Raw genomic sequence first — 26,319 nt, forward strand, 5'->3', positions numbered from 1 at the left:
GGGAGGGCGCGTGGCGATGGAGGCCGGCCCTCGTGACACCGGGCGGGACGGGACGCGGGGGACGACGGACCCGGCGGTCCTCGGCGAGCCCGCCGTGCCCGTCGTGCCCGCGGTCCCCGAAGAGCTCGGGCTGCCCGCCGACCCTGCCCGGCTGACCTCCGACGGCCCGGACGCCTCCGGCTCCGGCGAGGGCGAGGACCCGGCCGGCCCCGAGTTCGAGGTGGAGCTGCGCCCGCAGCGCCGGCTGCGCATCTGGCAGATCGCCCCGATCGTGATGCTGGCCGCCGCCGGCTCCCTGATGTTCGCCTTCCCCCTCGCCTTCGAGTTCGGCGACGGCGGAGCCGTGGTCGCCATGCTCGGCTTCCTGATCAGCTGCTGCGCGGCAGGCTGGGGCATGATGGCCGCGCGCCGCGTCGGCTACACCTGGCCCGGGCTCCCGCCCCGGGGCAGCGGCCGCCGCCCCGACTGGCGCATGGCCGCGCTGTACGCCCTGGTCGTGCTGGCCGTCGTAGGCCTCGCCGTCTACCGGGTGGCCCGGCTGCGGTAGCCGCCGTGCCTGCCGTGCCCGCAGCGCTGGCCGTGCCCGACAAGCCTGCCGTGCCCGCGGCGTCCGCCGTGGCCGCCGGCCGGTCGGAAACCTTCCTCGGTACGATGGGCGCGTGACGCAGACCAGCCTCTCCTTCCTCAAGGGCCACGGCACCGAGAACGACTTCGTGATCGTCCCGGACCCGGACAACGCCGTCGACCTGCCCGCCGCCGCCGTCGCCAGGCTGTGCGACCGGCGCGCCGGCATCGGCGCGGACGGAGTGCTGCACGTCGTCCGGTCCGCCGCCCACCCCGAGGCCGCGCACATGGCCGACGAGGCCGAGTGGTTCATGGACTACCGCAACAGCGACGGCTCCATCGCCGAGATGTGCGGCAACGGCGTCCGCGTCTTCGCCCGCTACCTGCAGTACGCCGGGCACGTCGAGCCCGGCGACCTCGCCGTCGCCACCCGCGGCGGCGTCAAGCGGGTGCACCTCGACAAGAGCGGCGACGTCACGGTCTCCATGGGCCGCGCCGTCCTCCCGGAGGAGCAGGTCACCGTCGTCGTCGGCGACCGCGCCTGGCCCGCCCGCAACGTGAACATGGGGAACCCGCACGCCGTCGCGTTCGTCGACAGCCTCGACCACGCCGGACGGCTGCTCGACCCGCCGCAGTACAGCCCCGCCGAGGTCTACCCGGCCGGCGTCAACGTGGAGTTCGTCATCGACCGCGGCCCCCGGCACGTCGCCATGCGCGTCCACGAACGCGGCTCCGGCGAGACCCGCTCCTGCGGCACCGGCGCCTGCGCCGTCGCCGTGGCCGCCGTCCGCCGCGACGGCGCCGACCCGGCCGTCACCGGACAGCCCGTCACGTACACGGTGGACCTCCTCGGCGGCACCCTCCTCATCACCGAACACCCCGACGGCCGGATCGACATGACCGGACCCGCCGTGATCGTGGCAGCGGGGGAGCTCGACCCCTCCTGGCTGACCGAAACGGCCTTCGCCTGAAGATTCCCTCTCATGGGTGATCCGTTTCACGCTCAGCGAGAGGCGGACTGCGCCACGTGGTGGGGCCGGTAGCATCAGACACCGGCCCTGAGGGCTCACCCCATGCCCGCCGCAGCCGGTCGAAGCCGCCGGAGGTGCCCATGAGTGCAGAGGCCACGAACCCCGAAGCACGACCCGAAGTGCGCCCCGAGCTCCGCAGACGGGGCCGGACCCGCATTGACCTGCGTCGACTCGGGCGCGCGGCCCTCCTCGGGCCCACGCCCCGGGACCGGCTGCCCGATGCCATCGGCCATGTGGCCGAGGCGCACCGCGCCCACCATCCCGACGCGGACCTGTCCGTCCTGCACCGCGCGTACGTCCTCGCCGAGTCGTCGCACCGCGGCCAGATGCGCAAGAGCGGTGAGCCGTACATCACACACCCGCTCGCCGTCACCCTGATCCTCGCCGAACTCGGCGCCGAAACCACCACGTTGACGGCTTCCCTCCTCCACGACACGGTCGAGGACACCGACGTGACCCTCGATCAGGTCCGCGCCGAGTTCGGGGACGAGGTCTGCTTCATCGTCGACGGCGTCACCAAGGTCGAGAAGATCGACTACGGGGCGGCCGCCGAGCCCGAGACCTTCCGCAAGATGCTCGTCGCCACCGGGAACGACGTCCGCGTCATGTCCATCAAACTCGCCGACCGGCTGCACAACATGCGCACCCTCGGCGTGATGCGCCCCGAGAAACAGGCCCGCATCGCCAAGGTCACCCGGGACGTGCTCATCCCGCTGGCCGAACGGCTCGGCGTACAGGCCCTGAAGACCGAACTGGAAGACCTCGTCTTCGCGATCCTGCACCCCGAGGAGTACGAGCACACCCGCGCCCTCATCGCGGCCCACGCCGGCGAGGCCGACCCGCTGCCCGGCATCGCCGACTCCGTACGTGCCGTCCTGCGCGACGCCGGCATCGCCGCCGAGGTCCAGGTACGGCCCCGGCACTTCGTCTCCGTGCACCGCGTCGCCGTCAAACGCGGCGAGCTGCGCGGCTCCGACTTCGGCCGCATCCTCGTCCTCGTCGGGGAGAACGCCGACTGCTACGGGGTGCTGGGGGAGCTGCACACCTGTTTCACCCCGGTCGTCTCGGAGTTCAAGGACTTCGTCGCCGCCCCGAAGTTCAACCTCTACCAGTCCCTGCACACCGCCGTCGCCACCCCCGACGGGTACGTCGCCGAGGTCATCGTCCGCACCCGGCAGATGCACCGCGTCGCCGAAGCCGGCGTGATCGCGCTCGGCAACCCGTACGCCACCGCCACCCCCACCGCCACCGCCACCCCCACCGCCACGGCCGCCGGCACCGCTGCGGCGGACGGCGGCGACGGCGACGAGGAGCGGGTGGACCCCACCCGGCCCGGCTGGCTGGCCCGGCTGCTCGACTGGCAGCGCTCCGCACCCGACCCCGACACCTTCTGGAGCGGGCTGCGCGCCGAGCTCGCCCAGGACCGGGAGATCACCGTCTTCCGCGCCGACGGGGGCACCCTCGGCCTGCCCGCCGGGGCCACCTGCATCGACGCCGCCTACGCCCAGTACGGGGAGACGGCCCACGGCTGCATCGGCGCCCGCGTCAACGGGCGTCTCGCCTCCCTGGGCACCCGCCTGTCCGACGGGGACACCGTACAACTGCTGCTCGCCCAGGACTCCTCCTCCGGCCCCGCCGCCGAATGGCTGGAACACGCCAAGACCCAGGCCGCCCGGATCGCCATCAGCAGCTGGCTCCGGGACCACCCCGACGGGGCCACCCCCACCACCACGCCGGCACGGGCCCCGCTCTCGGTGGTCGGGGCCCGGGGCGGCGGCGGCAACGCCGCCGCCGACCTGCCCGACGCCACCGTGCGGCTGGCCGGCTGCTGCACGCCCGTGCCGCCCGACGAGGTCGCCGGGTTCGTGGTCCGGGGCGGGGCCGTCACCGTCCACCGCGTCGAGTGCGCCGCCGTGGCCCAGATGCGCTCGCTGGGGCGCACCTCCGTCGCCGTGCACTGGCGGGCCACCGCGGACTGCCGGGTCACCCTGACCGCGGAATCGTTCGGCCGCCCGCACCTGCTGGCCGACCTGACCGAGGCCATCGCCCGCCAAGGGGTCGAGGTCGTCTCGGCGACCGTGGAACCGCCCGTCGAGCAGCGGGTCCGGCACACCTACACCCTCCAGCTGCCGGACGCGTCCGTCCTGCCGGCGCTGATGCGGGCGATGCGGGACGTGCCCGGGGTCTACGACGTGGATCGGGCGTAGGGCACGCACCGGGCACGAGGCACGCACCGGGCGGGGCCGGGATCGGGGCCGGGATCGGGGCCCGGACGGTCGGCGCCGGCCGTCCGGGACCGGTACCGGGGCATGACGGGACCGAGGCACGACAGGAGGGGGCCGCTGGCGGGGTGTCGGCCGCATGGCGGCCGGGCCGAGGCCGCAAGATCCCGTTCGGGTGGACCCGTCGCGCGCCGTACCCCGGCACGCGGCGGGCGCTGGTATGCGGTAGGGGATGCAGCTCACCTCCCCGCGCCTGCGCGCCGCCCTGCTCGCCGCGGCCTCCCTCACCCTCACCGCCGCCGTGCTGCCCCCGCCGACACCGCTGGGCATCGGCGACACGCTCTTCCCGCAGCTGGGCAACCCCGGGTACGACGTCCTCGCGTACGACCTGTCCCTCACCTACCGGGACAACGCGACCCCCCTCGACGCGGTCACCGCGATCGACGCCCGCGCCCAGGAGCCGCTGGAGCGGATCAACCTCGACTTCACCCACGGCACGGTCGCCTCCGCCGAGGTCAACGGGGAACCGGCGCGCTTCGAGAGCGCCGGGGAGGACCTGGTGCTCACCCCCGCGAGCCCGGTGGCCGCGGGCGGCCCGCTGCACATCACGGTCAAGCACACCAGCGACCCGCGCGGCATCACCGACGGCGGCTGGGTGCCCACCGAGGACGGCCTCGCCATGGCCAACCAGGCCGACGCCGCCCACCGCGTCTTCCCGTGCAACGACCACCCCGCCGACAAGGCGTACTTCACGTTCCGGATCACCGCCCCAGCCGGGCTCACGGCCGTCGCCAACGGGCTGCCGGGCGCCCTCCCGGCCCGCACCGCGACGGGCGCGACCACGTGGACGTACCGCACCCTGCACCCCATGGCCACCGAGCTCGCCCAGGTCTCCATCGGCGACTCGGCCGTCGTGGAGCGCACCGGACCGCACGGGCTGCCGCTGCGCGACGTCGTCCCGGCCGCCGATCGAGAGCGGCTCGAGCCCTGGCTGAAGAAGACTCCAGGACACATCGAGTGGATGGAGGAGCGTGTCGGACGCTACCCCTTCGAGACGTACGGGGTGCTGATCGCCAAGGCCAAGACCGGCTTCGAGCTGGAGACGCAGACCCTCTCGCTCTTCGAGAGCGGCCTCTTCTCCAGCGAGGTCTACGCCGAGTGGTACGTCGAGGCCGTCATGGTCCACGAGCTCGCCCACCAGTGGTTCGGCAACAGCGTCGCCCCGCGCACCTGGTCCGACCTGTGGCTCAACGAGGGGCACGCCACCTGGTACGAGGCCCTGTACGCCGACGGCCTCGGCAAGTACTCCCTGGAACGGCGCATGCGCGAGGCGTACCAGCGCTCCGACCAGTGGCGTGCGGCCGGCGGGCCCCCGGCGGCACCGAAGCCGGCCGCCCCCGGCGAGAAGATCGGACTCTTCCGGCCCGTGGTCTACGACGGGGCCGCCCTGATCCTGTACGCGCTGCGGCAGGAGATCGGCGCCGCCGCCTTCGACCGGCTGGAGCGCCGCTGGGTCACCGAGCACCGGGACTCCGTCGCGGACACCCGGGACTTCGTCCGCATGGCCTCCGACGTGGCAGGACGCGACCTGAAGGCCTTCCTGGAGCCGTGGCTGTACGGAAAGACGACCCCGGCGATGCCCGGCCATCCGGAATGGAGCGGCCCGAAAAGCGTGTGACCCGGCGGGAACGGGCATGTCACCATCGACAGGGCCGCCCGCCGGAGGGAATCTTCCGGTGACGCGACCCGTTGACCGTGACAGTACTGTGTCGCGTGCGGCACGCGCGGTCGGCGGAGCTGCGGCCAGGAGTGACGCCCCGGCCGCGCGCTGCGGCCCGCGGCCACCCGATGCGGGCCCATCCGACACCGACGTAAGGATCCCATGACCTCCTCTTCTTCCCCTTCCCAGGACGCGCGGGACGCACAGGACGACGTGCGCGCCTCGCAGAGCTTCACCGAGAGCCTTCGGGCCGACGCCCTGATGGAAGAGGACGTCGCCTGGAGCCACGAGATCGACGGAGACCGCGACGGCGAACAGTTCGACCGCTCCGAGCGCGCCGCCCTGCGCCGCGTCGCCGGCCTCTCCACCGAGCTCGAAGACGTCACCGAGGTCGAGTACCGACAGCTGCGCCTGGAGCGCGTCGTGCTCGTCGGCGTGTGGACCTCCGGCACGGTGGAGGACGCCGAGAACTCCCTCGCGGAGCTCGCCGCCCTCGCCGAGACGGCCGGTGCCCTCGTGCTCGACGGCGTGATCCAGCGCCGCGACAAGCCCGACCCCGCCACCTTCATCGGCTCGGGCAAGGCCCTGGAGCTGCGCGACATCGTGCTGGAGAGCGGTGCCGACACCGTCGTCTGCGACGGTGAGCTCAGCCCCGGCCAGCTCATCGCCCTCGAAGACGTCGTCAAGGTCAAGGTCGTCGACCGGACGGCCCTGATCCTCGACATCTTCGCCCAGCACGCCAAGTCCCGAGAGGGCAAGGCGCAGGTCGCCCTCGCGCAGATGCAGTACATGCTTCCGCGCCTGCGCGGCTGGGGCCAGTCGCTGTCCCGGCAGATGGGTGGCGGCAGCGGCGGCATGGCCACCCGAGGCCCCGGTGAGACCAAGATCGAGACGGACCGGCGGCGGATCCGCGAGAAGATGGCGAAGATGCGCCGGGAGATCGCGGAGATGAAGACGGGCCGCGACATCAAGCGGCAGGAGCGGCGCCGCAACAAGGTGCCCTCCGTCGCCATCGCCGGTTACACCAACGCCGGCAAGTCCTCGCTGCTCAACCGGCTCACCGGTGCGGGCGTGCTCGTGGAGAACGCCCTGTTCGCCACCCTCGACCCGACCGTGCGCCGGGCCGAGACGCCGAGCGGCCGGGTCTACACCCTGGCCGACACCGTCGGCTTCGTCCGGCACCTGCCCCACCACCTGGTCGAGGCGTTCCGCTCCACGATGGAGGAGGTCGGCGACTCCGACCTCATCCTGCACATCGTGGACGGTTCGCACCCGGCCCCGGAGGAGCAGCTGGCGGCCGTACGCGAGGTCATCCGCGAGGTCGGCGCGGTCGACGTGCCCGAGATCGTGGTGATCAACAAGGCCGACGCCGCGGACCCGCTGGTCCTCCAGCGGCTGCTGCGCATCGAGCGGCACTCCATCGCCGTCTCGGCCCGTACCGGGCAGGGTATCGAGGAGCTCCTGCGGCTCATCGACATCGAACTGCCGCGGCCCGCGGTCGAGGTGGAGGCCCTGGTGCCGTACACGCACGGCTCGCTGATCGCCAAGGCGCACGCCGAGGGCGAGGTGATCTCCGAGGAGCACACCCCGGAGGGCACCCTCCTCAAGGTGCGCGTCCACGAGCAACTGGCGGCGGAGCTGTCCCCGTTCGTCCCGGCGAACCGGTGACCGGCGCGCAGTCGCGCTGATACCGGAGACCGGAACCCGGAAAAGACCGAGGCCCCCTGCACGGCAACCGTGCAGGGGGCCTCGGTCTTTTCCGCGTCACCGGGACGCGGGGCTCACTTGAACTTGGCGCTCACCGCGTCGAAGATCCCCTTGGCCTCGGGGCCGAGCCGCGGCCCGGCCAGCCAACCCGCCTTGGCCGGGCCGATCGAGGTGTTCGAGATCAGCACCGGCTTGCCGTCGCTGCCCGTCGCGACCCAGCCGCCGCCGGAGGAGCCGCCCGTCATCGTGCAGCCGATGCGGTACATCACCGGGTCATTCGCCTTCAGCGACAGCCGGCCCGGCTTGTCCGTGCACTGGTAGGCCTTCTGGCCGTCGAACGGGGCCGCCGCCGGGTAGCCCGTCGCCGTCATGTTCGCCACCTTCGGCACCGCCGGGGCGTTGAACTCCACCGGGAGCGCCCCGCCGACCGTCTCCTCCAGGGACTTGCCCGTGCTCTTCTCCGGGGTCACGTGCAGCACCGCGAAGTCGTACGGGGCACCCGCACCACCCGACGGACCGCCCTGCGCGATCCACTGGTCCGAGGTCTGCGCCCAGTCGCTCCACCACACGCCGTACGGGGCCACCTCCTGCCGCGGCGCGCCCTTGAGCTGCGCCGCCGGCTTGCCCGCGTTGTTGTACGACGGGACGAAGGCGATGTTGCGGTACCAGCCGCCCGCCTTGCCCGCGTGCACGCAGTGGCCCGCCGTCCACACCATGTTCGACTTGCCCGGGTGGGCCGGGTCCTTGACCACGGTCGCCGAGCACACCATCGAGCCCTCGGGGCCGTCGAAGAAGACCTTGCCGGAGTACGGGACGCTTGAGTGGTACGGCGTGGCAGCCGGCTTCGCCGCGACCGCCGCCGGGGTGGGGTCGGTGACGCCCTGGTCCTTGCCCGCGTCCGGGTCGATGGCCGGGGGCTGCGGGGTCTTGGCGGCCTCGCGCATGCGGTCCGGGTCCCAGAGGCCCTCGATGACCGGGTTGATGTAGTCGCCCGCCTCGCGGAGCCAGTCCTCCTTGTTCCAGTTCTTCCACTCACCTCCCCGCCACTTCTCCAGGTCGATTCCGTGCTGCTTGAGCTTGTCCTTGAGCTGGTCCGGGATCTTGATCCCGTCGGCTCCTGACGGGACGCTCGCCGCCACGGTCGGCTTGGCGTCTCCGCCGGCCTCCCCGTCGCCGGGTCCGCAGGCGGCGGCGGTCATCGCAAGTGCCGCCGCGCACAGAATCGCGGTGACCGGTCGGTTCGGTCGCATGTCGTCAATCCCCCTGGTGGTTCCGGGCGTGGGCGGCGGCCGCGGTGGGGTGCGGGCCGCCGAGAGTGCAGCACCCCACTATGCCGCTGCCGTTGGGGACGGCACAGCCGGGGCCCGCGGTTCCCGGGAGGCTCAGGCCCGGCACCGCGCAGCGCAAGGATCTTGGGCCCACCCGTGTTCAGCCGCCGTCACCGTCGTTGGTACGTACGGGGAATGGGGCGCCGCGTTCGTGTTCGAGGCGCAACCGGGTAGAGCAGTCCGTGCAGGAGGTCCGACACTCGTGGCGTTGACCGGGCATGACGTGGCGTCGGGCACGCCGTCCGACCGCCCGTCCCCCCTGCCTCCGCAGCCGGGCCGAGCCCCGGTACAGGTCCCGGCACAGGCGATCCGGGCGGCGCAGGGGCGCGGGGGAGCGGACCGCGGCAGTACGGGCCGCGGGGGCGCGGGGCGCGGCGGCGGTGCGGGGCGCGGCCTTGCGGAGGCGCCGGAGGGCATCCTGCGGCGCCAGGCGGTGCGGGAGCCGCCCGCCCGCACGTACGCGCACTCCCTGCCGATCGTCCCGGTCCGCGCCCGCGGCCTCACCATCGAGGGCGCCGACGGACGCCGCTACCTCGACTGCCTCTCCGGCGCGGGCAGCCTCGCCCTGGGCCACAACCACCCGGTGGTGCTCGAAGCCATCCGCGGCGTCCTCGAATCCGGTGCCCCCCTGCACGTCCCGGACGTGGCCACCCCGGTCAAGGACGCCTTCACCACCGAGCTGTTCGCCACCCTGCCCGCGGAACTGGCCGCGGACGCCCGCATCCGGTTCTGCGGGCCCACCGCCGCGGACGCCGTCGAGGCCGCGCTCGAGCTGGTCACCACCGCGACCGGCCGATCCGGGCTGCTCGCGTTCACCGGAGCCGACCACGGCACGACCGCCAGGGCCCTCGGCGTACGGGTGACCCGGCTTCCGTACCCGCAGGACTTCCGCTGCCCGTTCGGCGTCGGAGACGCCGAGGGCGTCCGGCTCGCGGCCCGCTGGACCGGGAGCCTCCCGGACGACCCCAAGGGCAGGGTGCCGGCTCCGGCCGGGATGCTCGTCGAGCCGGTGCAGACCGAAGGCGGGGTCCTGCCGGCCCCGGACTCCTGGCTGCGCCGCATGCGGGGGATCACCGAGGAACGCGGGATCCCGCTGATCGCGGACGAGGTGCAGACGGGCGTCGGCCGGACCGGGGCCTTCTGGGGCATCGACCACGCAGGGGTGGTCCCTGACGTGATGGTCATGTCCAAGGCCATCGGCGGCAGCCTCCCGCTGGCCCTGATCGTGTACCGCTCCGGCCTGGACGTCCGGGCCCCCGGAGCCCACACCGGCACCTTCCACGGCAACCAGCTGGCCATGGCCGCCGGCACCGCCACCCTGGCCTTCGTACGGCAGAACCGTCTCGCCGAGCGCGCCGCAGCGCTGGGCGAGCGGATGCTCACCACCCTTCGCGGCCTCGCCGAGGACCACCCCTGCATCGGCGACGTCCGCGGCCGCGGCCTGATGACCGGCGTCGAACTGGTCGACCCCGAAACCCGGGCCGCCGCCCCCGACCTCGCCACGGCAGTCCGGCAGCAGTGCCTCAGACGGGGCCTGATCGTCGACCTCGGCGGCCGCCACTCCGGCGTCGTACGGCTCCTGCCCCCGCTGACCCTCACCGACGAGCAGGCCGGCGCCGTCCTCGACCGCCTCGCCGACGCGATCCCCGCCGCCGCAGCCCGCCGCCACTGACCCACCCCGAAGGACCCTCCATGCCCGACCCCACGCCCCCGCCCCCCACAACCACCCCACCCGCCCCCACGAGAACACCCGGACCCACCCAACTCCCCTCTTCGCCCCACCCCGCAGAGGCGGACCACCGCACCCCAACCCCGCCTTCCTCCAGCCCGCATCTCCCCACCGCGGAAGACCCCGCCCACTCGTCCCCCCGCCCACCCGCGACCGCCACCCCTCCCCACCCCCCAACCCCGCACCCCAACCCGACGCTGCTCACCGCGGTCCAGCCGACCGAATGCCCCGAACAGCCCACCCGGACCGCCCCGGCACCCACAGCCGGCCGCCCGCAGCTGCCCCCCACGCCCCCGCCGCCCCCACCAGCCGCGACCGAGGCCCCTGAGCACACCCCTCCCCACCCCCCGGCTGCCCGCCCCTCCACCCCACCGGCCGACCCGACACCCACCGGCCGGCCGGCCCGGCCAACCCCCGCCGGGGACCCTGAACACACCGCGCACCACCCTCCCGCTGCCCGCCCCTCCACCCCACCGGCCGGTCCGGGGCCCGCGGCTGAGCCCACGCCCCTGCCGCCCGCCGACCAGCGGGCCTGGCCGACCCCCGCCGGGGACCCTGGTCGGCCTGCGCCCCACTCTCCGGCCGCCCAGCAGCCCCGTCCGAAGATCGAGCCAGCAGGAGCGGGGCCGACGGCCGGGCCCCCGCCCCTGCCGCCCGCCGACCAGTCGGCCGCCCCGTCGACCCCCGCGCGGCGTCTTGGGCAGATCGTGCAGAACCCGCCAACTGCCCAGCAGCCCAGCCTGAAGGCCGGGCCGACCGGACAGGGTCCCGCGGCCGGGCTGACACCACCGCCGCCCGCCGGGCAGGCGCCCCGGCCAAACCCCGACCGGGGCCTTGGGCAGCCCGCACACCGCTCTCCGGCGGCTGGGCAACCCCTCCCGGAGGCAGAGTCGGCGGGGCCGGCGGCCGCTGCCGGGACCTCACCCATCCCGCCTGCTGGCCAAGTGCCTCGCTCAACCCCGGCCGGGCACGTTGAGCAGTCCGCGCATCACCTTCCGACGGATGGGCGGCCCATCCCGGCGGGTGGGCCCGCCGGGCCCGGGCTCGTGGCCGGGACCGCACCCATCCCGCCCGCTGTCCAGGGGCCCCGGTCAACCCCGGCCGGAGACCTTGAGCAGTCCGCGCAGCGCCAACCGGCGGCCGGGCAGGCCCTCCCGGAGGCTGCGGCAGCACGGCTGGGGTCCAACGCCGAGGTCCCGTACTCGCCCGCGGCCGCACCGCAGCGCGACGCGGCCGGGTCCGTCGGACACGGGAGCCCCCTGCAGAGGCAGGGGGGTATGCCCTCCTTCCCTTCGGCCCAGCCCGAGGACGCGGAACATCCCGCAAGCGCCTCCAAGCGGACGTCCACCGATCAGCCCGATGTGGCCGCCAGGGCGGGAGGCGTTGGGCAGTCCGCGCAGCGTCCTTCGGCTGCCCGACTGCCCAACCCGCCCGCCGGGCAGGGTTTCGGACCTGGAGCACAGCACCTCCCCGCAGGCGTCCCGCAGGCCGACCCAGCCGGACCCGTCGGGCCGGGAAGCGCCCCGTCGGCGGCCGAGCTCGCCGGGTCGGGCAGAGGCCTGGAGGCTCCGCCGCCGGTGCCGGGTACGCCAGCGGTCCAGCACGCCGATGTGCGGCACCCTGCGCCCGCCGCGCCTCCGGCCGGGGCTCCGACGGGCCGAGCCACGGAGCGGGAGCGTCCCGGGCCGGCCCGGCACGGCGTGCAGGACGACCCTGCAAGCGCTCCGGCTGAGCCGCTTGGTGCAGCTCGGCCGGAGGCCGTACCGGGCCCCGGTGGCCCGGGGGTTCCGGACGCGGGCGGCACCTCGGCGCAGGGGGTTCCGCCAGCGGCTGCGCAGGTGCCCGGGGACGCTGCGACGCCCCCCGAGCCCCCAGACCCGGCAGCGGCCGAGGCCCCGCAGGCCGACCCGGGCGGGGGCGGCCGGATGGCCGATGCCGGGGGTGGCAGCGGGAACACTGTCCCGGATCCGGCCTCGCCGGCCCGCCCGCAGCCGGACTCCGGCAGCCCTGCCCGGTCAGAGGGCGGTGCAGGCGGGAGCGGGGTCGACCCGGACCTGCCGGCTCCGCCAATGCCCCCGGCTGCCGGGGCCCTGGTGCCCCGCCAGAACCACGGAGCGTTCCGCATCCGCGTAGGATCCGCGCGCCCGGCCGGGCACGAACCCGCTTTGCTTCCCGACCTGTTGGACCACCCCGACCCGGCCACTGCCGCCGAGGCCGCGGCGGTGGAGAACCTCCTGCGGTGCTGGGTCCGCGAGAACGGCATCGGCCGTCCCGACGGGCCCGCCGGCACTCTGCTGCGCATCCCCCTCCCCGCGTCCGGCACCGCCCTGCTCGTTGCGGTCCGCTACTGGTCCCCGTCCGGCCGGCACCGTTTCGCCCTTGCCCGGCTCGAAGGTGCCCCCGCCCACGCCCCGGCCTTGGACGCCGTCACCCTCGCCTCGGTCATCGCCCGCGAGGGCAGCCCCGTCGGGCCCTTCGGCCGCGACGGCAGCGACCTCGTCGGCCGGGTCGCCGACTCGGTGCGCAAGACTGCGGTGTTCATCGCCGACCGGCGTGCACGGCCCACCCCGCCCGCCCCTGTCGCCGGTGACCTCTTCCTCACCGCCGAACAGTCCCTCCTCCTCGGTCACCCCCTCCAACCCGATCCGAAGAGCCGCGAAGGGCTCTCCGAGATCGAAGCGCGCCGCTACTCACCCGAACTCCACGGCTCCTTCCCCCTGCACTGGTTTTCCGTCGCCCCTTCCGTCCTCGCAACCGACTCCGCCTGGACCGAACGCGGCCGCCCGGTGACCGCCGCCCGGCTCCTCGGCCGGCTCGCCCCCGAACTCCCGCTGCCCGATGGCACAACCCCCCTTCCTGTGCACCCCTGGCAGGCCCGTGACCTGCTCCAGCGCCCATCCGTCGCCGCCCTGCGCGACGCCGGACTCCTGCACGACCTCGGCCCGCACGGCGAGCCCTGGTACCCCACCTCCTCCATCCGCACCGTCCACCGCCCCGGCGCCCCCGCGATGCTCAAGCTCTCCCTCGGCCTGCGCATCGCCAATTCCCGCCGGGAGAACCTCCGCGAGGAACTCCACCGCGGCGTCGAGGTGCACCGGCTGCTCCGCACCGGCCTCGCGGAACAGTGGCGGGCGGCCCACCCCGGCTTCGACCTCGTACGCGACCCCGCCTGGGTCGCTGTCGACGCCCCGGACGGCACCCCCGTCCCCGGACTCGACGTCGTACTGCGCCACAACCCCTTCCGCTCCCACGACGACGCCTTGTGCATCGCCGCACTCACCGCGCTCCGCCCCTGGCCGGGCCGGCCCACGATCCGTTCGCGGCTCGCCGAGACCGTCTCCCGCCTCGCCGCCACCACCCGGCGCCCGACCTCCGCCGTCGCCACCGAGTGGTTCCTGCGCTACCTCGACCACGTCGTCCTGCCCGTCCTCTCCTTCGACGCGCTCGCAGGAATCGCCCTCGAAGCGCACCAGCAGAACACGCTGGTCGTGCTCGACCCGGCCGGCTGGCCCGTCGGCGGCCGGTACCGCGGCAACCAGGGCTACTGCTTCCGCGCGTCCCGCCGCGCGGAACTGGAACGCAGGCTCCCCGGCATCGGCAGGGCCAGCGACACCTTCGTCTCAGACGCCGTGACCGACGACCGCTTGACCTCCTCCCTGGGCATCGACAACGTGCTCGGCCTCATCGGGGCCTTCGGGTCCGAGGGGCTCACCGACGAACGCGTGCTGCTCGCCGCCTTCCGCCGCTTCCTCGGCAAGGCCTCCGGCCTCGGCCCCCTGCCCGCGCGGCTGCTGGATTCACCCACCCTGCGCTGCGAGGCGAACCTGCTCACCCGCCCGGCCGGGCCCGACGAACTCGTCGGCCGCCTCGACTCCCCGTCCGTCTACGTCACCATCACCAACCCCCTCCACGATTGAGCCCGATGCCCTCCACCGAGACCGAAACCCGCGCCCCCGCGGCCGGGCCCACCACTGCCCACACCGCCGCATTCCGCTTCGCGGCCCGGCTGCTGCCCCTGCTCGCCGAAGCCGAGCTGCTCGACTCACCGGCCGGATGGGGCAGCCTCACCACCGTGGCGGGGGTGTTCCGCCTCGAGCCCGTCCGCCTCGGCCGCGACCTGGAACTCCTCACCCGGTGGATGAACGACCCCGAAGTGGCTGCGTACTGGCACCTCGCCGGCCCCGCCTCCGTCGCTGCCGCACACCTGCGGGCCCAGCTCGACGGCGACGGCAGCCGCATCCCCTGCATCGGCTTCCTCGACGGTGCACCGATGAGCTACTGGGAGGTCTACCGGGCCGACCTCGACCCGCTCGCCCGCCACTACCGCGCGCGGCCCCACGACACCGGTATCCACCTGCTCATCGGAGACGGCGCGAATCGCGGCCGCGGCCTGGGCACGACCCTGCTCCGCGCCGCCGCCGACCTGGTGCTCGACAACCGCCCGCGCTGCACCCGCGTCATCGCCGAACCGGACATCCGCAACACCCCCTCCGTGTCGGCCTTCCTTGCATCCGGCTTCCGCTGTTCCACCGAGATCGACCTCCCCGGGAAGCGGGCCGCGCTGATGATCCGGGAGCGAGCGCTGCGAAATCTCATCTGACGGCCGCCCCGCATCCCGGGATCCCGACGTCGCATGTCTCCTCTGCCTCCTCGTACTTCTCCTGGCCGCCGCGTGGCCTCCTCGTCCGTCCTTTCATTTCCAAAAACTCTGCGCCGCGCAGCAAGGTTCCCGAGGGGTGGAGGTTCACCCGGGAGAGTGAAGCCGTCGTCCGCCAGGCCCTCGCCGCCCGGGGTCGCGGCACCCTTGTATCGACCATGCATCCTCGCTCTGGCCGTCACTGTCGGTGGCGCCCCGTAGGGTGGGAGGTGCTATGACGAAGCCCTCCCTCACCGACCTGCTCCACGCCGCCGTCTCCGCCGTCGGCGGTACGGAGCGGCCCGGCCAGGTCGCCATGGCCGAAGCCGTCGCCGAAGCGATCGACGACAACACCCACCGGCTCATCCAGGCCGGTACCGGCACCGGCAAGTCCCTCGGCTACCTGGTGCCGGCCCTCGCGCACGGCGAGCACGTGGTCGTCGCCACAGCGACCCTGGCGCTCCAGCGGCAGCTGGTCGAGCGCGATCTGCCGCGGACGGTGGAGGCGCTGCACCCGCAACTGCGCCGCCGCCCGCAGTTCGCCATGCTCAAGGGCCGCTCCAACTACCTGTGTCTGCACCGGCTGCACGAGGGCGCGCCGCAGGACGAGGAGGAGGGCCTCTTCGACCAGTTCGAGGCGGCCGCCCCCACCAGCAAGCTCGGGCAGGATCTGCTGCGCCTGCGCGACTGGGCCGACGAGACGGAGACCGGCGACCGCGACGATCTCACGCCCGGTGTCTCCGACCGGGCCTGGAGCCAGGTCTCGGTCTCCTCCCGCGAGTGCCTCGGCGCGTCGAAGTGCGCGTACGGCGCCGAGTGCTTCGCCGAGGCCGCCCGCGAGCGGGCCAAGCTCGCCGACGTGGTCGTCACCAACCACGCGCTGCTCGCCATCGACGCGATCGAGGGCGCCCCCGTTCTGCCCCAGCACGAGGTGCTGATCGTGGACGAGGCCCACGAGCTCGTGTCCCGCGTGACCGGGGTCGCCACCGGCGAGCTCACCCCCGGCCAGGTCAACCGCGCCGTGAAGCGTGCCGCGAAGCTGGTCGACGAGAAGACCGCCGATTCCCTGCAGACCGCCTCGGAGTCCTTCGAGCGGGTCATGGAGCTGGCCCTCCCCGGCCGGCTGGAGGAGATCCCGGAGGACCTCGGATACGCGCTGACCGCCCTGCGGGACGCCGCGCGCAATGTGATCTCCGCGATCGGGGCGACCAGGGACAAGTCCGTCCACGACGAGGACGCGGTCCGCAAGCAGGCACTCGCCTCCGTGGAGAACGTCCACGCGGTCGCGGAGCGGATCATCGCCGGCTCCGAGTACGACGTCGTCTGGTACGAGCGCCACGACCGCTTCGGCGCCACCCTCCGCGTGGCCCCGCTGTCGGTGTCCGGGCTGCTGCGCGAGAAGCTGTTCGAGGACCGCTCCGTGGTCCTGACCTCGGCGACCCTCAAGCTGGGCGGGGACTTCAACGGGGTCGCGGCCTCGCTGGGGCTGTCCCCCGAAGGTGTGGAGGCGGACGACGCGCCGGCCTGGAAGGGCCTGGACGTCGGCTCGCCGTTCGACTACCCCAAGCAGGGCATCCTCTACGTCGCCAAGCACCTGGCCACGCCTGGCCGCGAGGGTACCCGCGGCGACATGATGGACGAGCTCGCCGAGCTGATCGAGGCGGCCGGCGGCCGCACCCTCGGCCTGTTCTCCTCGATGCGCGGCGCCAAGGCGGCCGCCGAGGAGCTCCGCGGCCGGCTCGACCACCCGATCCTGCTCCAGGGGGAGGAAACCCTGGGCGAGCTGATCAAGACGTTCGCCGCCGACCCGAAGACCTGCCTGTTCGGGACGCTGTCCCTGTGGCAGGGCGTGGACGTGCCCGGCCCGAGCTGCCAGCTTGTCATCATGGACCGGATTCCGTTCCCGCGCCCCGACGACCCGCTGATGAGCGCCCGGCAGAAGTCGGTCGAGGAGCACGGAGGCAATGGGTTCATGGCGGTCGCCGCCACGCACGCCGCGCTGCTGATGGCCCAGGGCGCGGGCCGGCTCGTCCGGGCATCCGGAGACCGGGGCATCGTCGCGGTCCTGGACCCCCGGCTGGCCACGGCCCGCTACGGCAGCTTCCTGAAGGCCTCGCTCCCGGACTTCTGGTACACCACGGACCGCAACCAGGTCCGCCGCTCCCTCGCCGCCATCGACGCGGCCGCCAAGGCGGACGGGAAGTAACGACGGGAACTACCGGCGCACGGCAGGAAGCGGCGGCGCAGGACGAGCCGCGAAGCAGCGACGGAACACGACGAAGCCGCCGGCACCCGGACCGGGACCACCAGAGCCAGGGTGCCGACGGCCGTCAGCTCGGCGGCTGCATGCTCTGCACCGGCAAGCGATACAAGGCAGCTCCGGGACCGGCGCAGTGAGTCCCGGAGCTGGACAGGGGCGCGGGCTCAGACCCGGCGCAGTACGGCGACGACCTTGCCGAGGATGGTGGCCTCGTCGCCGGGGATCGGCTGGTACGCCGAGTTGTGCGGGAGCAGCCAGACATGGCCGTCCTCCCGCTTGAACCGCTTGACCGTGGCCTCGCCGTCGAGCATCGCGGCGACGATGTCGCCGTTCTCGGCGACCGGCTGGCGGCGGACGGTGACCCAGTCGCCGTCGCAGATCGCGGCTTCGATCATCGAGTCGCCGACGACCTTCAGGACGAAGAGCTCACCGTCGCCGACGAGCTGGCGGGGGAGCGGGAACACGTCCTCCACCGACTCCTCGGCGAGGATCGGGCCGCCGGCCGCGATCCGGCCGACCAGGGGAACGTACGAGGCGGCGGGCTTGCCGGTGGTGTCGGTGGGCTGCGAGCTGGGCTGGTCCGACGCGCGGACCTCGTACGCCCGGGGCCGGTGCGGGTCGCGGCGCAGGAACCCCTTGCGCTCCAGGGCCATCAGCTGGTGGGCGACGGATGAGGTGCTGGACAGGCCCACCGCCTGGCCGATCTCCCGCATCGACGGCGGGTAGCCCCGCCGCTGCACGGAGTCGCGGATGACCTCGATGACCCTCCGCTGCCGGTCCGTGAGCCCGGAGCTGTCGGCGCGGATGCCTGGGGGGCGCCCTGGCAGCGAGCGTGCGGGCCGGACGGACTCCGCCTCCGGGTTCAGGCTTGCTTCGTTCATGGCGTGCACCGGGTCGAGTCGGCTCTGGGAGCGGTTCTGGGCAGTGATGGCGGCACTGTCTGCGGTCGTGGTCACGTCGGCGGCCCCTCTCGAAATGTTCTCCCTAGCTGGACAACGGTAGTTGCTTTCGAAAGGTTGCGCCAAACACACGTTCGAGTGAAATATCGCAGATCGCTCGCCGTGGCTGCATCGAGAGGTGTATGGCAGCTGTGGCGGCGGCGACAGCTCCACCGAACGCGGGTTCGGTCCTGCGTTCGCTGCTTACGGTACCCTTCCCGCGCGGATCGGCGCCTTCCGGTCCCTGGCCAGTGTGGCACCGCGCGGCCCTTCCGCCTGGTCATCGGGCCGCGACACGCGGTAGCGGAGTCAATCCGACACAACCCCATATCTAGTGGTTGGATGAGCGAGGTCACCCACAACTTGTGTTTCAGCGGGCTCACGAGGCCCCCGGAATCGCATATGCTTGTGGCTGCTCCGCGAGCCCCCGACAGGGTGAGCCCCTGTCGTCCAGGGGTGTGGCGGGGTGATTCAGTCGTGCCGAGAGGGAGGGTGAAGGAAACCCATGCACTGCCCCTTCTGCAGGCACCCCGACAGCCGCGTAGTCGACAGCCGGACCACCGACGACGGCACGTCGATCCGCAGACGCCGTCAGTGCCCGGACTGCTCCCGCCGCTTCACGACGGTGGAGACGGCCTCGCTGATGGTGATCAAGCGAAGCGGGGTCACCGAACCCTTCAGCCGCACCAAGGTCATCTCCGGCGTGCGCAAGGCGTGCCAGGGACGGCCCGTGACCGAGGACGCCCTCGCCAAGCTCGGCCAGCGGGTCGAGGAGGCGGTGCGCGCCACCGGCAGCGCCGAGCTGACCACCCACGACGTGGGCCTGGCCATACTCGGCCCGCTCCAGGAGCTCGATCTGGTCGCGTACCTGCGGTTCGCGTCCGTGTACAAAGCGTTCGACACCCTTGAAGACTTCGAGACCGCCATAGCGGAACTGCGCGACCGGCGGCCTCGCCCTGAAGAGTGCGAGTCCGGAGGGGCCGGTTCGGTCCCCGTGCCCGCCTCCGCCGCCGACTGACCGGACGGCCGCGCGCCGGCGCGGCCCGTCTGCTCGGCCTGGCGCCAGCGCCCCGAGCTAGCCGGGGGACTCCCGGTGCAGCCGGGGGAGAAGAAACGTAACAAGACACAGCACTGTGCCGCGGAATATTGCTGGCACTTTAGGGCGTTTTTGCCCGCATATGGGAGGCAGGCGGCATGACAGAGACGGCGAGCAGCTCGGCACGTGGTTCCCGCACCAAGGGGACCAAGGCCGCCAAGGGCGGCCTGCGGATCGAGCGCATCCACACCACCCCGGGCGTGCACCCGTACGACGAGGTGAACTGGGAGCTCCGTGACGTCGTCATGACCAACTGGCGCGACGGCTCGGTCAACTTCGAGCAGCGCGGCGTCGAGTTCCCCGACTTCTGGTCGGTGAACGCGGTCAACATCGTCACCAGCAAGTACTTCCGCGGCGCCGTCGGCACCCCGCAGCGCGAGACCGGTCTGAAGCAGCTCATCGACCGCATCGTGAAGACGTACACGAAGGCCGGCGAGGACTACGGCTACTTCGCGTCCCCCGCCGACGCGGAGATCTTCGAGCACGAGCTGACCTACGCCCTCCTGCACCAGATCTTCAGCTTCAACTCCCCGGTGTGGTTCAACGTCGGCACGCCCCAGCCGCAGCAGGTCTCCGCCTGCTTCATCCTGTCCGTCGACGACTCCATGGAGTCGATCCTCGACTGGTACAAGGAAGAGGGCATGATCTTCAAGGGCGGCTCCGGCGCCGGCCTGAACCTCTCCCGCATCCGCTCCTCCAAGGAGCTCCTCTCCTCCGGCGGCAACGCCTCCGGCCCGGTCTCCTTCATGCGCGGCGCCGACGCGTCCGCCGGAACGATCAAGTCGGGCGGCGCCACCCGCCGCGCGGCCAAGATGGTCGTGCTCGACGTGGACCACCCGGACGTCGAGGACTTCATCGACACCAAGGTGAAGGAGGAGGAGAAGATCCGCGCCCTGCGCGACGCGGGCTTCGACATGGACCTGGGCGGCGACGACATCACGTCTGTCCAGTACCAGAACGCCAACAACTCCGTCCGCGTGAACGACGAGTTCATGACGGCCGTCGAGAACGGCACCAGCTTCGGCCTGCGCGCCCGCATGACCGGCGAGGTCATCGAGGAGGTCGACGCCAAGGCGCTCTTCCGCAAGATGGCCGAGGCCGCGTGGGCCTGTGCCGACCCGGGCATCCAGTACGACGGTGTGATCAACCGCTGGCACACCTGCCCCGAGTCCGGCCGCATCACCGCGTCGAACCCGTGCAGCGAGTACATGCACCTGGACAACACGTCCTGCAACCTCGCCTCGCTGAACCTGATGAAGTTCCTCGACGACGACGGCAAGGGCAGCCAGTCCTTCGACGCCGAGCGCTTCGCCAAGGTCGTCGAGCTCGTCATCACCGCGATGGACATCTCGATCTGCTTCGCGGACTTCCCGACGCAGAAGATCGGCGAGAACACCCGCGCCTACCGCCAGCTCGGCATCGGCTACGCCAACCTCGGCGCCTTGCTGATGGCGACCGGCCACGCGTACGACTCGGACGGCGGCCGCACCCTCGCCGCCTCCATCACCTCGCTGATGACCGGCACCGCGTACAAGCGCTCCGCCGAGCTGGCCGCCATCGTCGGCCCGTACGACGGCTACGCCCGCAACGCCGACGCCCACAAGCGCGTCATGAAGCAGCACGCCGACGCCAACGCCGCCGCCCCGCGCACCGAGGACCTGGACAACGCGATCTGGGCCGCGGCCACCGAGGCCTGGCAGGACGTCCTGCGCCTTGGCGAGAAGAACGGCTTCCGCAACTCCCAGGCCTCCGTCCTGGCCCCGACCGGCACCATCGGTCTGGCGATGTCCTGCGACACCACCGGTGTCGAGCCGGACCTGGCCCTGGTCAAGTTCAAGAAGCTCGTCGGCGGCGGCTCGATGCAGATCGTCAACGGCACAGTCCCGCAGGCCCTGCGCCGCCTGGGCTACCAGGAGGAGCAGATCGAGGCGATCGTCGCCCACATCGCCGAGCACGGCAACGTGATCGACGCCCCCGGCCTGAAGACCGAGCACTACGAGGTCTTCGACTGCGCCATGGGCGAGCGTTCCATCTCCCCGATGGGCCACGTCCGCATGATGGCCGCGATCCAGCCGTGGATCTCCGGCGCCATCTCCAAGACGGTCAACATGCCGGAGTCGGCGACCGTCGAGGAGGTCGAGGAGATCTACTTCGAGGCCTGGAAGCTCGGCGTCAAGGCCCTCGCGATCTACCGCGACAACTGCAAGGTCGGCCAGCCCCTCTCCGCCAAGAAGAAGGAGCAGGAGAAGGCCGAGATCACGGAGAAGGCCGAGGACACCATCCGCGCGGCCGTCGAGAAGGTCATCGAATACCGCCCGGTCCGCAAGCGCCTGCCCAAGGGCCGTCCCGGCATCACCACCTCCTTCACGGTCGGTGGCGCCGAGGGCTACATGACCGCCAACTCCTACCCGGACGACGGCCTGGGCGAGGTCTTCCTGAAGATGTCCAAGCAGGGCTCCACCCTCGCGGGCATGATGGACGCCTTCTCCATCGCCGTCTCGGTCGGCCTGCAGTACGGCGTCCCGCTGGAGACCTACGTCTCGAAGTTCACCAACATGCGCTTCGAGCCCGCCGGCATGACGGACGACCCGGACGTGCGGATGGCGCAGTCGATCGTCGACTACATCTTCCGCCGCCTGGCCCTGGACTTCCTGCCGTTCGAGACCCGCTCCGCCCTCGGCATCCACACCGCCGAGGAGCGCCAGCGCCACCTGGAGACCGGCTCGTACGAGCCCCTCGAGGAGGAGATCGACACGGAGTCCCTGGCCCAGTCCGCCCCGCTGGCCTCCATTCCCGCGGCTCCGAAGGCGCAGGCCGTGACCGTCCCGGCGCCGAAGACCGCGCACTCCAGCGCGGAACTGGTCGAGATGCAGCTCGGTGTCTCCGCCGACGCCCCGCTCTGCTTCTCCTGCGGTACGAAGATGCAGCGCGCCGGCTCCTGCTACATCTGCGAGGGCTGCGGCTCCACCAGCGGCTGCAGCTGATCCGCGGCGCCGCGGGCCGGGCGGGGTGATCCGCCCGGTCCGCGGGCTGGCAGCACACGACGGGGATCGACCACCGGTCGGTCCCCGTCGTCGTGTCCGGCGACCGCGCCGGCGCGCCCTCCCGGGTGGCCCGCGGGATCGAGAACGCGCCCAGGTACGCTCCCTCGCGGTCCAGCGCCGGGATGTTCTCCAGGACCAGGGCGTGGCTCACCCCGGGGTAGGCGTCCACTCCGAAGCCGACCGAGACCACGAGGCGTTCCCGAACGTCGTCCAGGGCGGCCAGTGCCGCGACGCTGGCCAGGTCCTCCTCCGGGGTGCCCAGTCCGGCCTCGTCCCCCCGCACCAGGATGTCCGTGCCGTCGTCGACGAGGACGACCGCGTCGACGGCGTGCCGGTCGATCAGTGCCCGGTAGGCGGCGCGCAGGGGTTGCACTCCGAGCTGGGGGAAGGCGTGGACCGTGGACGGATAGCCGTGCAGTTTCAGCCACCGGGCCAGTGCCCGCTCCGGGAAGTACGGCGTCGAAGCCTCCGCCGGCGCCGGCGACCAGGACGGTCTCGGCATCGGCGAGGCGGGCGAAGAGCGGGTTGGTGTGCAGGGCCGTCATGCCGATCATTGTGCGAGCGCGGCGCGTGGGCGCCGCGGACTTTTTCAGGGCCGCGAGGCCGGAACGGGGGAGCGTCATGTGGAGTGGTGACCAGCTGGATCTCGGGGCGTATCTCGCGCGGATCGGATACGGCGGACCCGTTGGCGACGACGGGGAACTCCGGCCGGACCTCGAGACGTTGTACGCAGTGCACCGGGCCCACACCGGTGCCCTGGCCTTCGAAAGCCTGGACGTACTGCTCGGCCGCCCCATCGCGCTGGACGTCAAGGCCATCGAGGACAAGCTCGTACACGGCCGCCGCGGCGGCTACTGCTACGAGCAGAACTCGCTGCTGGCCGCTGCCCTGGAGCGGATCGGCTTCGAGGTGTCCGGGCGCGGCGCCCGCAACCGCACCCGGGGCGAGACCCTCCTCCCGGTGACGCACGCCGTCCTCGTCGTCACCGTCGACGGCCAACCCTGGCTGTGCGACGCCGGGTTCGGTCACCAGGGCCCGCTGGAGCCGGTCCCGCTGGCGCAGCCCGGAGCCGAAGTGACGCAAGGGAGCTGGACCTATGCCGTCCGCGAGGAGGAGGACGGCATCCTCGCCCTGTCCCTGTTGCGCGGGGACGTCTGGCGCGATCTGTACGCCTTCTCCCCGCAGCGCTACCACCCCGTCGACTACGTCCTGCTGAACCACTACAGCTCCACCCACCCCCGGTCCGCATTCATCGGACAGGTCATCGTGCAGAAGCCGGGCGACGCCGTCCGCAGCGCGCTCGTCGGGCGGGAACTCACCCGCCTCCACCCGGACGGGCGCAGCGAGCGCCGGTCCGTCGCCCCGGACGAACTGCCCGCCGTGCTCGACCGCGAGTTCGGACTTCGCCTCTCCGAGCGGGATGCGGAGGAACTGGACCGGGTGAACCTCGCCAGGGACTGACCCGGGCCGCGCCGGGCCCGTACCATGACGCCGTGCTGGTCAAGTGGATTCGCTGCACGGTGACGGACCGACGCGGGTTCGAGCGCGGGCAGCGCAAATGGGCGGGGCTGCCGGGGGAGCCGGGATTCCGGGGACAGGGCGGCGGTTGGAGCCGGGGGAGGCAGGGGGTCGCGCATGTCTTCGCGTTCTGGGAGAGCCGTTCCTTCTACGACTCGTTCATGGCCCGCTCGCACGACCGGCTGGCCGCGGCCCAGGCCGGCACGTACACCCATGCGCGGGTCAGCCTCTTCGACCACCGCTTCGACGTGAAGACCGGCTTCGAGCCGCGCTTCACCGATGCCGACGTCGTCCGCGTGGCCCACACCCGGGTACGGGAGGGCCGCGTGGACCACTTCGCGCTCATGCAGGAGAAGGTGTGGAATCCGGCCATGGCCGGGTCTCCCGGAATGATCCGCGGCCTGTTCGGGGAGGCACCGGGCCGGGAGTTCCTGGTCCTGTCGATGTGGCACGCGGCCGCCGAGCACGGCAAGTACCGCCAGGAGCGGGTCGAGCGGCTCTCCCTGCGCGCCCAGACCGAGGCCGACATCGAGGCGCTCACCGGGGACGTCGTCGACCTGGAAGCCTCCTGGACGGTATGACCGTATGAGGATCGGCCCGCTCGACCGGCGTGCCCGGGTGCCGGGCACGCCGAAGGCCGCATAGGGTCGAGAGATGGCAAGACCACGGCGCATCGTCCTCGTCCGGCACGGGGAATCCGAGGGCAACGTCGACGACACCGTGTACGAGCGGGAACCCGACCACGCCCTGCGGATGACCAAGCTGGGCCACCAGCAGGCCACCGAAGCCGGCGCGCGGCTGCGCGAGCTCTTCGGCGACGAGCGCGTCAGCGCGTACGTGTCCCCGTACCGCCGGACCCTGCAGACCTTCCGGGACCTGCGACTGGACCCGGCGCGGGTCCGGGTCCGCGAGGAGCCGCGGCTGCGCGAGCAGGACTGGGGAAACTGGCAGGACCGGGAGGACGTGCGCCTGCAGAAGACCTACCGGGACGCGTACGGGCACTTCTTCTACCGCTTCGCGCAAGGCGAGTCCGGAGCGGACGTCTACGACCGCGTCGGCTCCTTCCTGGAAAGCCTCCACCGCAGCTTCGAAGCACCCGACCACCCCCCGAACGTGCTGCTGGTGACGCACGGGCTGACGATGAGGCTGTTCTGCATGCGCTGGTTCCACTGGTCGGTGGCCGAATTCGAATGCCTCTCCAATCCCGGGAACGGCGAGTACCGGGTGCTCATGCTGGAGCCCGACGGCCGCTACCGCCTGGACCGCCCGTTTGAGCGGTGGACCACACCCGAGCCTTATGACCTGGACGGCTAAAGTGACGCGCGATGACCGCTGACTCCTCTTCCGAACGGCGCCTCGCACGCGCCATGGCCAGCCTCCGCGGGCTGGCCCTGGGAGACTCCCTGGGCTCCCAGTACTTCGTCCCCGTCAACTACCCCCTGCTCAAGCGCCGGGAACTGCCCGCAGGCACCGAGACCTGGCAGTGGACCGACGACACCGAGATGGCCTGCTCGGTCGTCGCGGTCCTCGCCGAACACGGCCGCATCGACCAGGACGCCCTCGCCAACTCCTTCGCCCACCACCACGACTTCGACCGCGGCTACGGTCCCGCAGTGAACCGGATGCTGCGCCTGATCCGGGAGGGCGAGGACTGGCGGACCCTCGCCGCCGCGCTGTTCAACGGGCAGGGCTCGTGGGGCAACGGCGCGGCCATGCGCATCGCGCCCCTGGGCGCCTGGTACGCCGGCGATCCAGAGCAGGCGACCCACCAGGCGGAGATCTCCGCCTACACCACCCACCAGCACCGCGAGGCGGTGTGCGGGGCGATGGCCGTCGCCGCGGCAGCCGCGCTGGCGGCAGATCCGCTGGGCCCGCCGACCGCCCCCGACCTGCTGGACAACGTCATCGCCCTGGTACCGCGCAGCGCCGTGGGTGCGGGGCTGCGGCGGGCACGGGACATGCTGGACTACGGCGACGCGACCACGGTGGCGGCCGTCCTGGGCTGTGGGCGCCGTACCAGCGCGCACGACACCGTGCCGTTCGCCCTCTGGTCGGCGGCGCGCTCGCTGAACGACTACGAGCAGGCGTTCTGGACCACCGCGCAGGTGGGCGGGGACGTCGACACGACCTGCGCGATCGTCGGCGGAGTGCTGGGCGGGCAAGGGGAGGAAGTGCTGCCGGCCGCCTGGCTGGCGCGCACCGAAGCCCTCCCGTCGTGGCTTCCGCAGACGCCGGCGCACTAGCCGGTAGCCGGTAGCCGAACGGATCGCTGCCCGTTGCGGGGGCCGGGCGGGGGTGAGGTGGTTTCCTCCGGAGCGGGCGGAGGGTGTTGTGCCGGAACAGCCGGCCGGAGAGTCCGCCGCGCGGGCCCGCGCCGCCGCCCGCGCCCGCGCCCGCGCCCCGGATTGTCACGGTCCTGCCACAGGCGTCTGTCGCTCCCACTGAAGCCGCGCGTCACACGCCTAACCTGTGCGCTTCGCCGCTTCCGCAGGTGGGCGGGGGCGGCTGACAGGGGAGGGGAACCCG

17 protein-coding genes and 1 pseudogene are annotated in these 26,319 nt (G+C 72.6%); 15 read left to right on the forward strand and 3 right to left on the reverse strand.

Annotation, left to right across the window (positions count from 1 at the left end; translation table 11 throughout):
* Window positions 1-16: 16 nt before the first annotated feature.
* The 5 genes from AC068A_RS24000 to hflX all read left to right on the forward strand — a co-directional run bounded on the left by AC068A_RS24000 (window position 17) and on the right by hflX (window position 7,205).
* Window positions 17-547, forward strand: coding sequence for a hypothetical protein (locus AC068A_RS24000; RefSeq protein WP_478588145.1), 531 nt, complete (start codon window positions 17-19; stop codon window positions 545-547).
* 112 nt (window positions 548-659) lie between these two features.
* The gene (gene dapF, locus AC068A_RS24005) at window positions 660-1,535 is read left to right on the forward strand and encodes a diaminopimelate epimerase (protein WP_478588018.1); all 876 of its coding nucleotides are present in this window, start codon (window positions 660-662) and stop codon (window positions 1,533-1,535) included.
* A gap of 140 nt (window positions 1,536-1,675) precedes the next feature.
* Entirely contained in the window at window positions 1,676-3,802 is a 2,127-nt protein-coding gene (locus AC068A_RS24010) for a RelA/SpoT family protein (RefSeq protein WP_478588020.1), read from the forward strand.
* 247 nt (window positions 3,803-4,049) lie between these two features.
* Window positions 4,050-5,495 (forward strand): M1 family metallopeptidase, encoded by a 1,446-nt coding sequence (locus AC068A_RS24015; protein ID WP_478588022.1) that lies wholly within the window; start codon window positions 4,050-4,052, stop codon window positions 5,493-5,495.
* Between the two features lie 204 nt (window positions 5,496-5,699).
* Window positions 5,700-7,205 carry a GTPase HflX gene (gene hflX / locus AC068A_RS24020; RefSeq protein WP_478588024.1) on the forward strand — a complete coding sequence of 502 codons (1,506 nt, stop codon included), beginning with the start codon at window positions 5,700-5,702 and terminating at the stop codon, window positions 7,203-7,205.
* A gap of 113 nt (window positions 7,206-7,318) precedes the next feature.
* On the opposite strand, the gene AC068A_RS24025 is transcribed toward hflX, so the two are convergent.
* Window positions 7,319-8,494: a trypsin-like serine peptidase gene (locus AC068A_RS24025; RefSeq protein WP_478588026.1), complete on the reverse strand. Its 1,176-nt coding sequence runs from the start codon at window positions 8,492-8,494 to the stop codon at window positions 7,319-7,321.
* Window positions 8,495-8,987: 493 nt separating this feature from the next.
* Between AC068A_RS24025 and AC068A_RS24030 the strand changes: the two genes are divergently transcribed.
* From AC068A_RS24030 to AC068A_RS24045, 4 genes are all read left to right on the forward strand, one after another.
* Window positions 8,988-10,244: an aminotransferase class III-fold pyridoxal phosphate-dependent enzyme gene (locus AC068A_RS24030; protein WP_478588146.1), complete on the forward strand. Its 1,257-nt coding sequence runs from the start codon at window positions 8,988-8,990 to the stop codon at window positions 10,242-10,244.
* Window positions 10,245-12,226: 1,982 nt separating this feature from the next.
* Window positions 12,227-14,218, forward strand: a complete 1,992-nt coding sequence (locus AC068A_RS24035; protein WP_478588028.1) for an IucA/IucC family protein — start codon at window positions 12,227-12,229, stop codon at window positions 14,216-14,218.
* A 5-nt stretch (window positions 14,219-14,223) separates the two neighbouring features.
* Window positions 14,224-14,901, forward strand: coding sequence for a GNAT family N-acetyltransferase (locus AC068A_RS24040; protein WP_478588030.1), 678 nt, complete (start codon window positions 14,224-14,226; stop codon window positions 14,899-14,901).
* A 271-nt stretch (window positions 14,902-15,172) separates the two neighbouring features.
* Complete coding sequence (locus AC068A_RS24045; RefSeq protein ID WP_478588031.1) at window positions 15,173-17,143, forward strand: ATP-dependent DNA helicase; 1,971 nt, start codon at window positions 15,173-15,175, stop codon at window positions 17,141-17,143.
* Window positions 17,144-17,361: 218 nt separating this feature from the next.
* On the opposite strand, the gene lexA is transcribed toward AC068A_RS24045, so the two are convergent.
* Window positions 17,362-18,153 carry a transcriptional repressor LexA gene (gene lexA / locus AC068A_RS24050; protein WP_478588033.1) on the reverse strand — a complete coding sequence of 264 codons (792 nt, stop codon included), beginning with the start codon at window positions 18,151-18,153 and terminating at the stop codon, window positions 17,362-17,364.
* Between the two features lie 487 nt (window positions 18,154-18,640).
* Between lexA and nrdR the strand changes: the two genes are divergently transcribed.
* Window positions 18,641-19,153: a transcriptional regulator NrdR gene (nrdR, locus tag AC068A_RS24055; protein ID WP_478588035.1), complete on the forward strand. Its 513-nt coding sequence runs from the start codon at window positions 18,641-18,643 to the stop codon at window positions 19,151-19,153.
* A gap of 176 nt (window positions 19,154-19,329) precedes the next feature.
* The gene (locus AC068A_RS24060; protein ID WP_478588037.1) at window positions 19,330-22,215 is read left to right on the forward strand and encodes a vitamin B12-dependent ribonucleotide reductase; all 2,886 of its coding nucleotides are present in this window, start codon (window positions 19,330-19,332) and stop codon (window positions 22,213-22,215) included.
* A 112-nt stretch (window positions 22,216-22,327) separates the two neighbouring features.
* On the opposite strand, the pseudogene AC068A_RS24065 reads toward AC068A_RS24060, so the two are convergent.
* Window positions 22,328-22,820, reverse strand: a pseudogene (locus AC068A_RS24065) (DUF1152 domain-containing protein); the annotation flags it as partial.
* A 76-nt stretch (window positions 22,821-22,896) separates the two neighbouring features.
* On the opposite strand from AC068A_RS24065, the gene AC068A_RS24070 reads away from it, so the two are divergent.
* From AC068A_RS24070 to AC068A_RS24085, 4 genes are all read left to right on the forward strand, one after another.
* Window positions 22,897-23,736, forward strand: coding sequence for an arylamine N-acetyltransferase family protein (locus AC068A_RS24070; RefSeq protein WP_478588039.1), 840 nt, complete (start codon window positions 22,897-22,899; stop codon window positions 23,734-23,736).
* A 32-nt stretch (window positions 23,737-23,768) separates the two neighbouring features.
* The gene (locus tag AC068A_RS24075; RefSeq protein WP_478588041.1) at window positions 23,769-24,374 is read left to right on the forward strand and encodes a YdbC family protein; all 606 of its coding nucleotides are present in this window, start codon (window positions 23,769-23,771) and stop codon (window positions 24,372-24,374) included.
* Window positions 24,375-24,447: 73 nt separating this feature from the next.
* Window positions 24,448-25,107: a histidine phosphatase family protein gene (locus AC068A_RS24080; RefSeq protein ID WP_478588043.1), complete on the forward strand. Its 660-nt coding sequence runs from the start codon at window positions 24,448-24,450 to the stop codon at window positions 25,105-25,107.
* Window positions 25,108-25,118: 11 nt separating this feature from the next.
* The gene (locus AC068A_RS24085) at window positions 25,119-26,036 is read left to right on the forward strand and encodes an ADP-ribosylglycohydrolase family protein (protein ID WP_478588045.1); all 918 of its coding nucleotides are present in this window, start codon (window positions 25,119-25,121) and stop codon (window positions 26,034-26,036) included.
* Window positions 26,037-26,319: the final 283 nt, after the last annotated feature.

The organism is Streptomyces sp. NPDC043854 (assembly GCF_056436005.1).

Bases quoted from the DNA above. Each gene is read 5' to 3' on its own strand.
- AC068A_RS24015 (WP_478588022.1), top strand. From the start codon at position 4,050: ATGCAGCTCACCTCCCCGCGCCTGCGCGCCGCCCTGCTCGCCGCGGCC.
- AC068A_RS24085 (WP_478588045.1), top strand. From the start codon at position 25,119: ATGACCGCTGACTCCTCTTCCGAACGGCGCCTCGCACGCGCCATGGCC.
- hflX (WP_478588024.1), top strand. From the start codon at position 5,700: ATGACCTCCTCTTCTTCCCCTTCCCAGGACGCGCGGGACGCACAGGAC.
- AC068A_RS24080 (WP_478588043.1), top strand. From the start codon at position 24,448: ATGGCAAGACCACGGCGCATCGTCCTCGTCCGGCACGGGGAATCCGAG.
- AC068A_RS24070 (WP_478588039.1), top strand. From the start codon at position 22,897: ATGTGGAGTGGTGACCAGCTGGATCTCGGGGCGTATCTCGCGCGGATC.
- nrdR (WP_478588035.1), top strand. From the start codon at position 18,641: ATGCACTGCCCCTTCTGCAGGCACCCCGACAGCCGCGTAGTCGACAGC.
- AC068A_RS24040 (WP_478588030.1), top strand. From the start codon at position 14,224: ATGCCCTCCACCGAGACCGAAACCCGCGCCCCCGCGGCCGGGCCCACC.
- AC068A_RS24000 (WP_478588145.1), top strand. From the start codon at position 17: ATGGAGGCCGGCCCTCGTGACACCGGGCGGGACGGGACGCGGGGGACG.
- AC068A_RS24035 (WP_478588028.1), top strand. From the start codon at position 12,227: ATGGCCGATGCCGGGGGTGGCAGCGGGAACACTGTCCCGGATCCGGCC.
- AC068A_RS24010 (WP_478588020.1), top strand. From the start codon at position 1,676: ATGAGTGCAGAGGCCACGAACCCCGAAGCACGACCCGAAGTGCGCCCC.
- AC068A_RS24060 (WP_478588037.1), top strand. From the start codon at position 19,330: ATGACAGAGACGGCGAGCAGCTCGGCACGTGGTTCCCGCACCAAGGGG.
- AC068A_RS24045 (WP_478588031.1), top strand. From the start codon at position 15,173: ATGACGAAGCCCTCCCTCACCGACCTGCTCCACGCCGCCGTCTCCGCC.
- AC068A_RS24025 (WP_478588026.1), bottom strand. From the start codon at position 8,494: ATGCGACCGAACCGACCGGTCACCGCGATTCTGTGCGCGGCGGCACTT.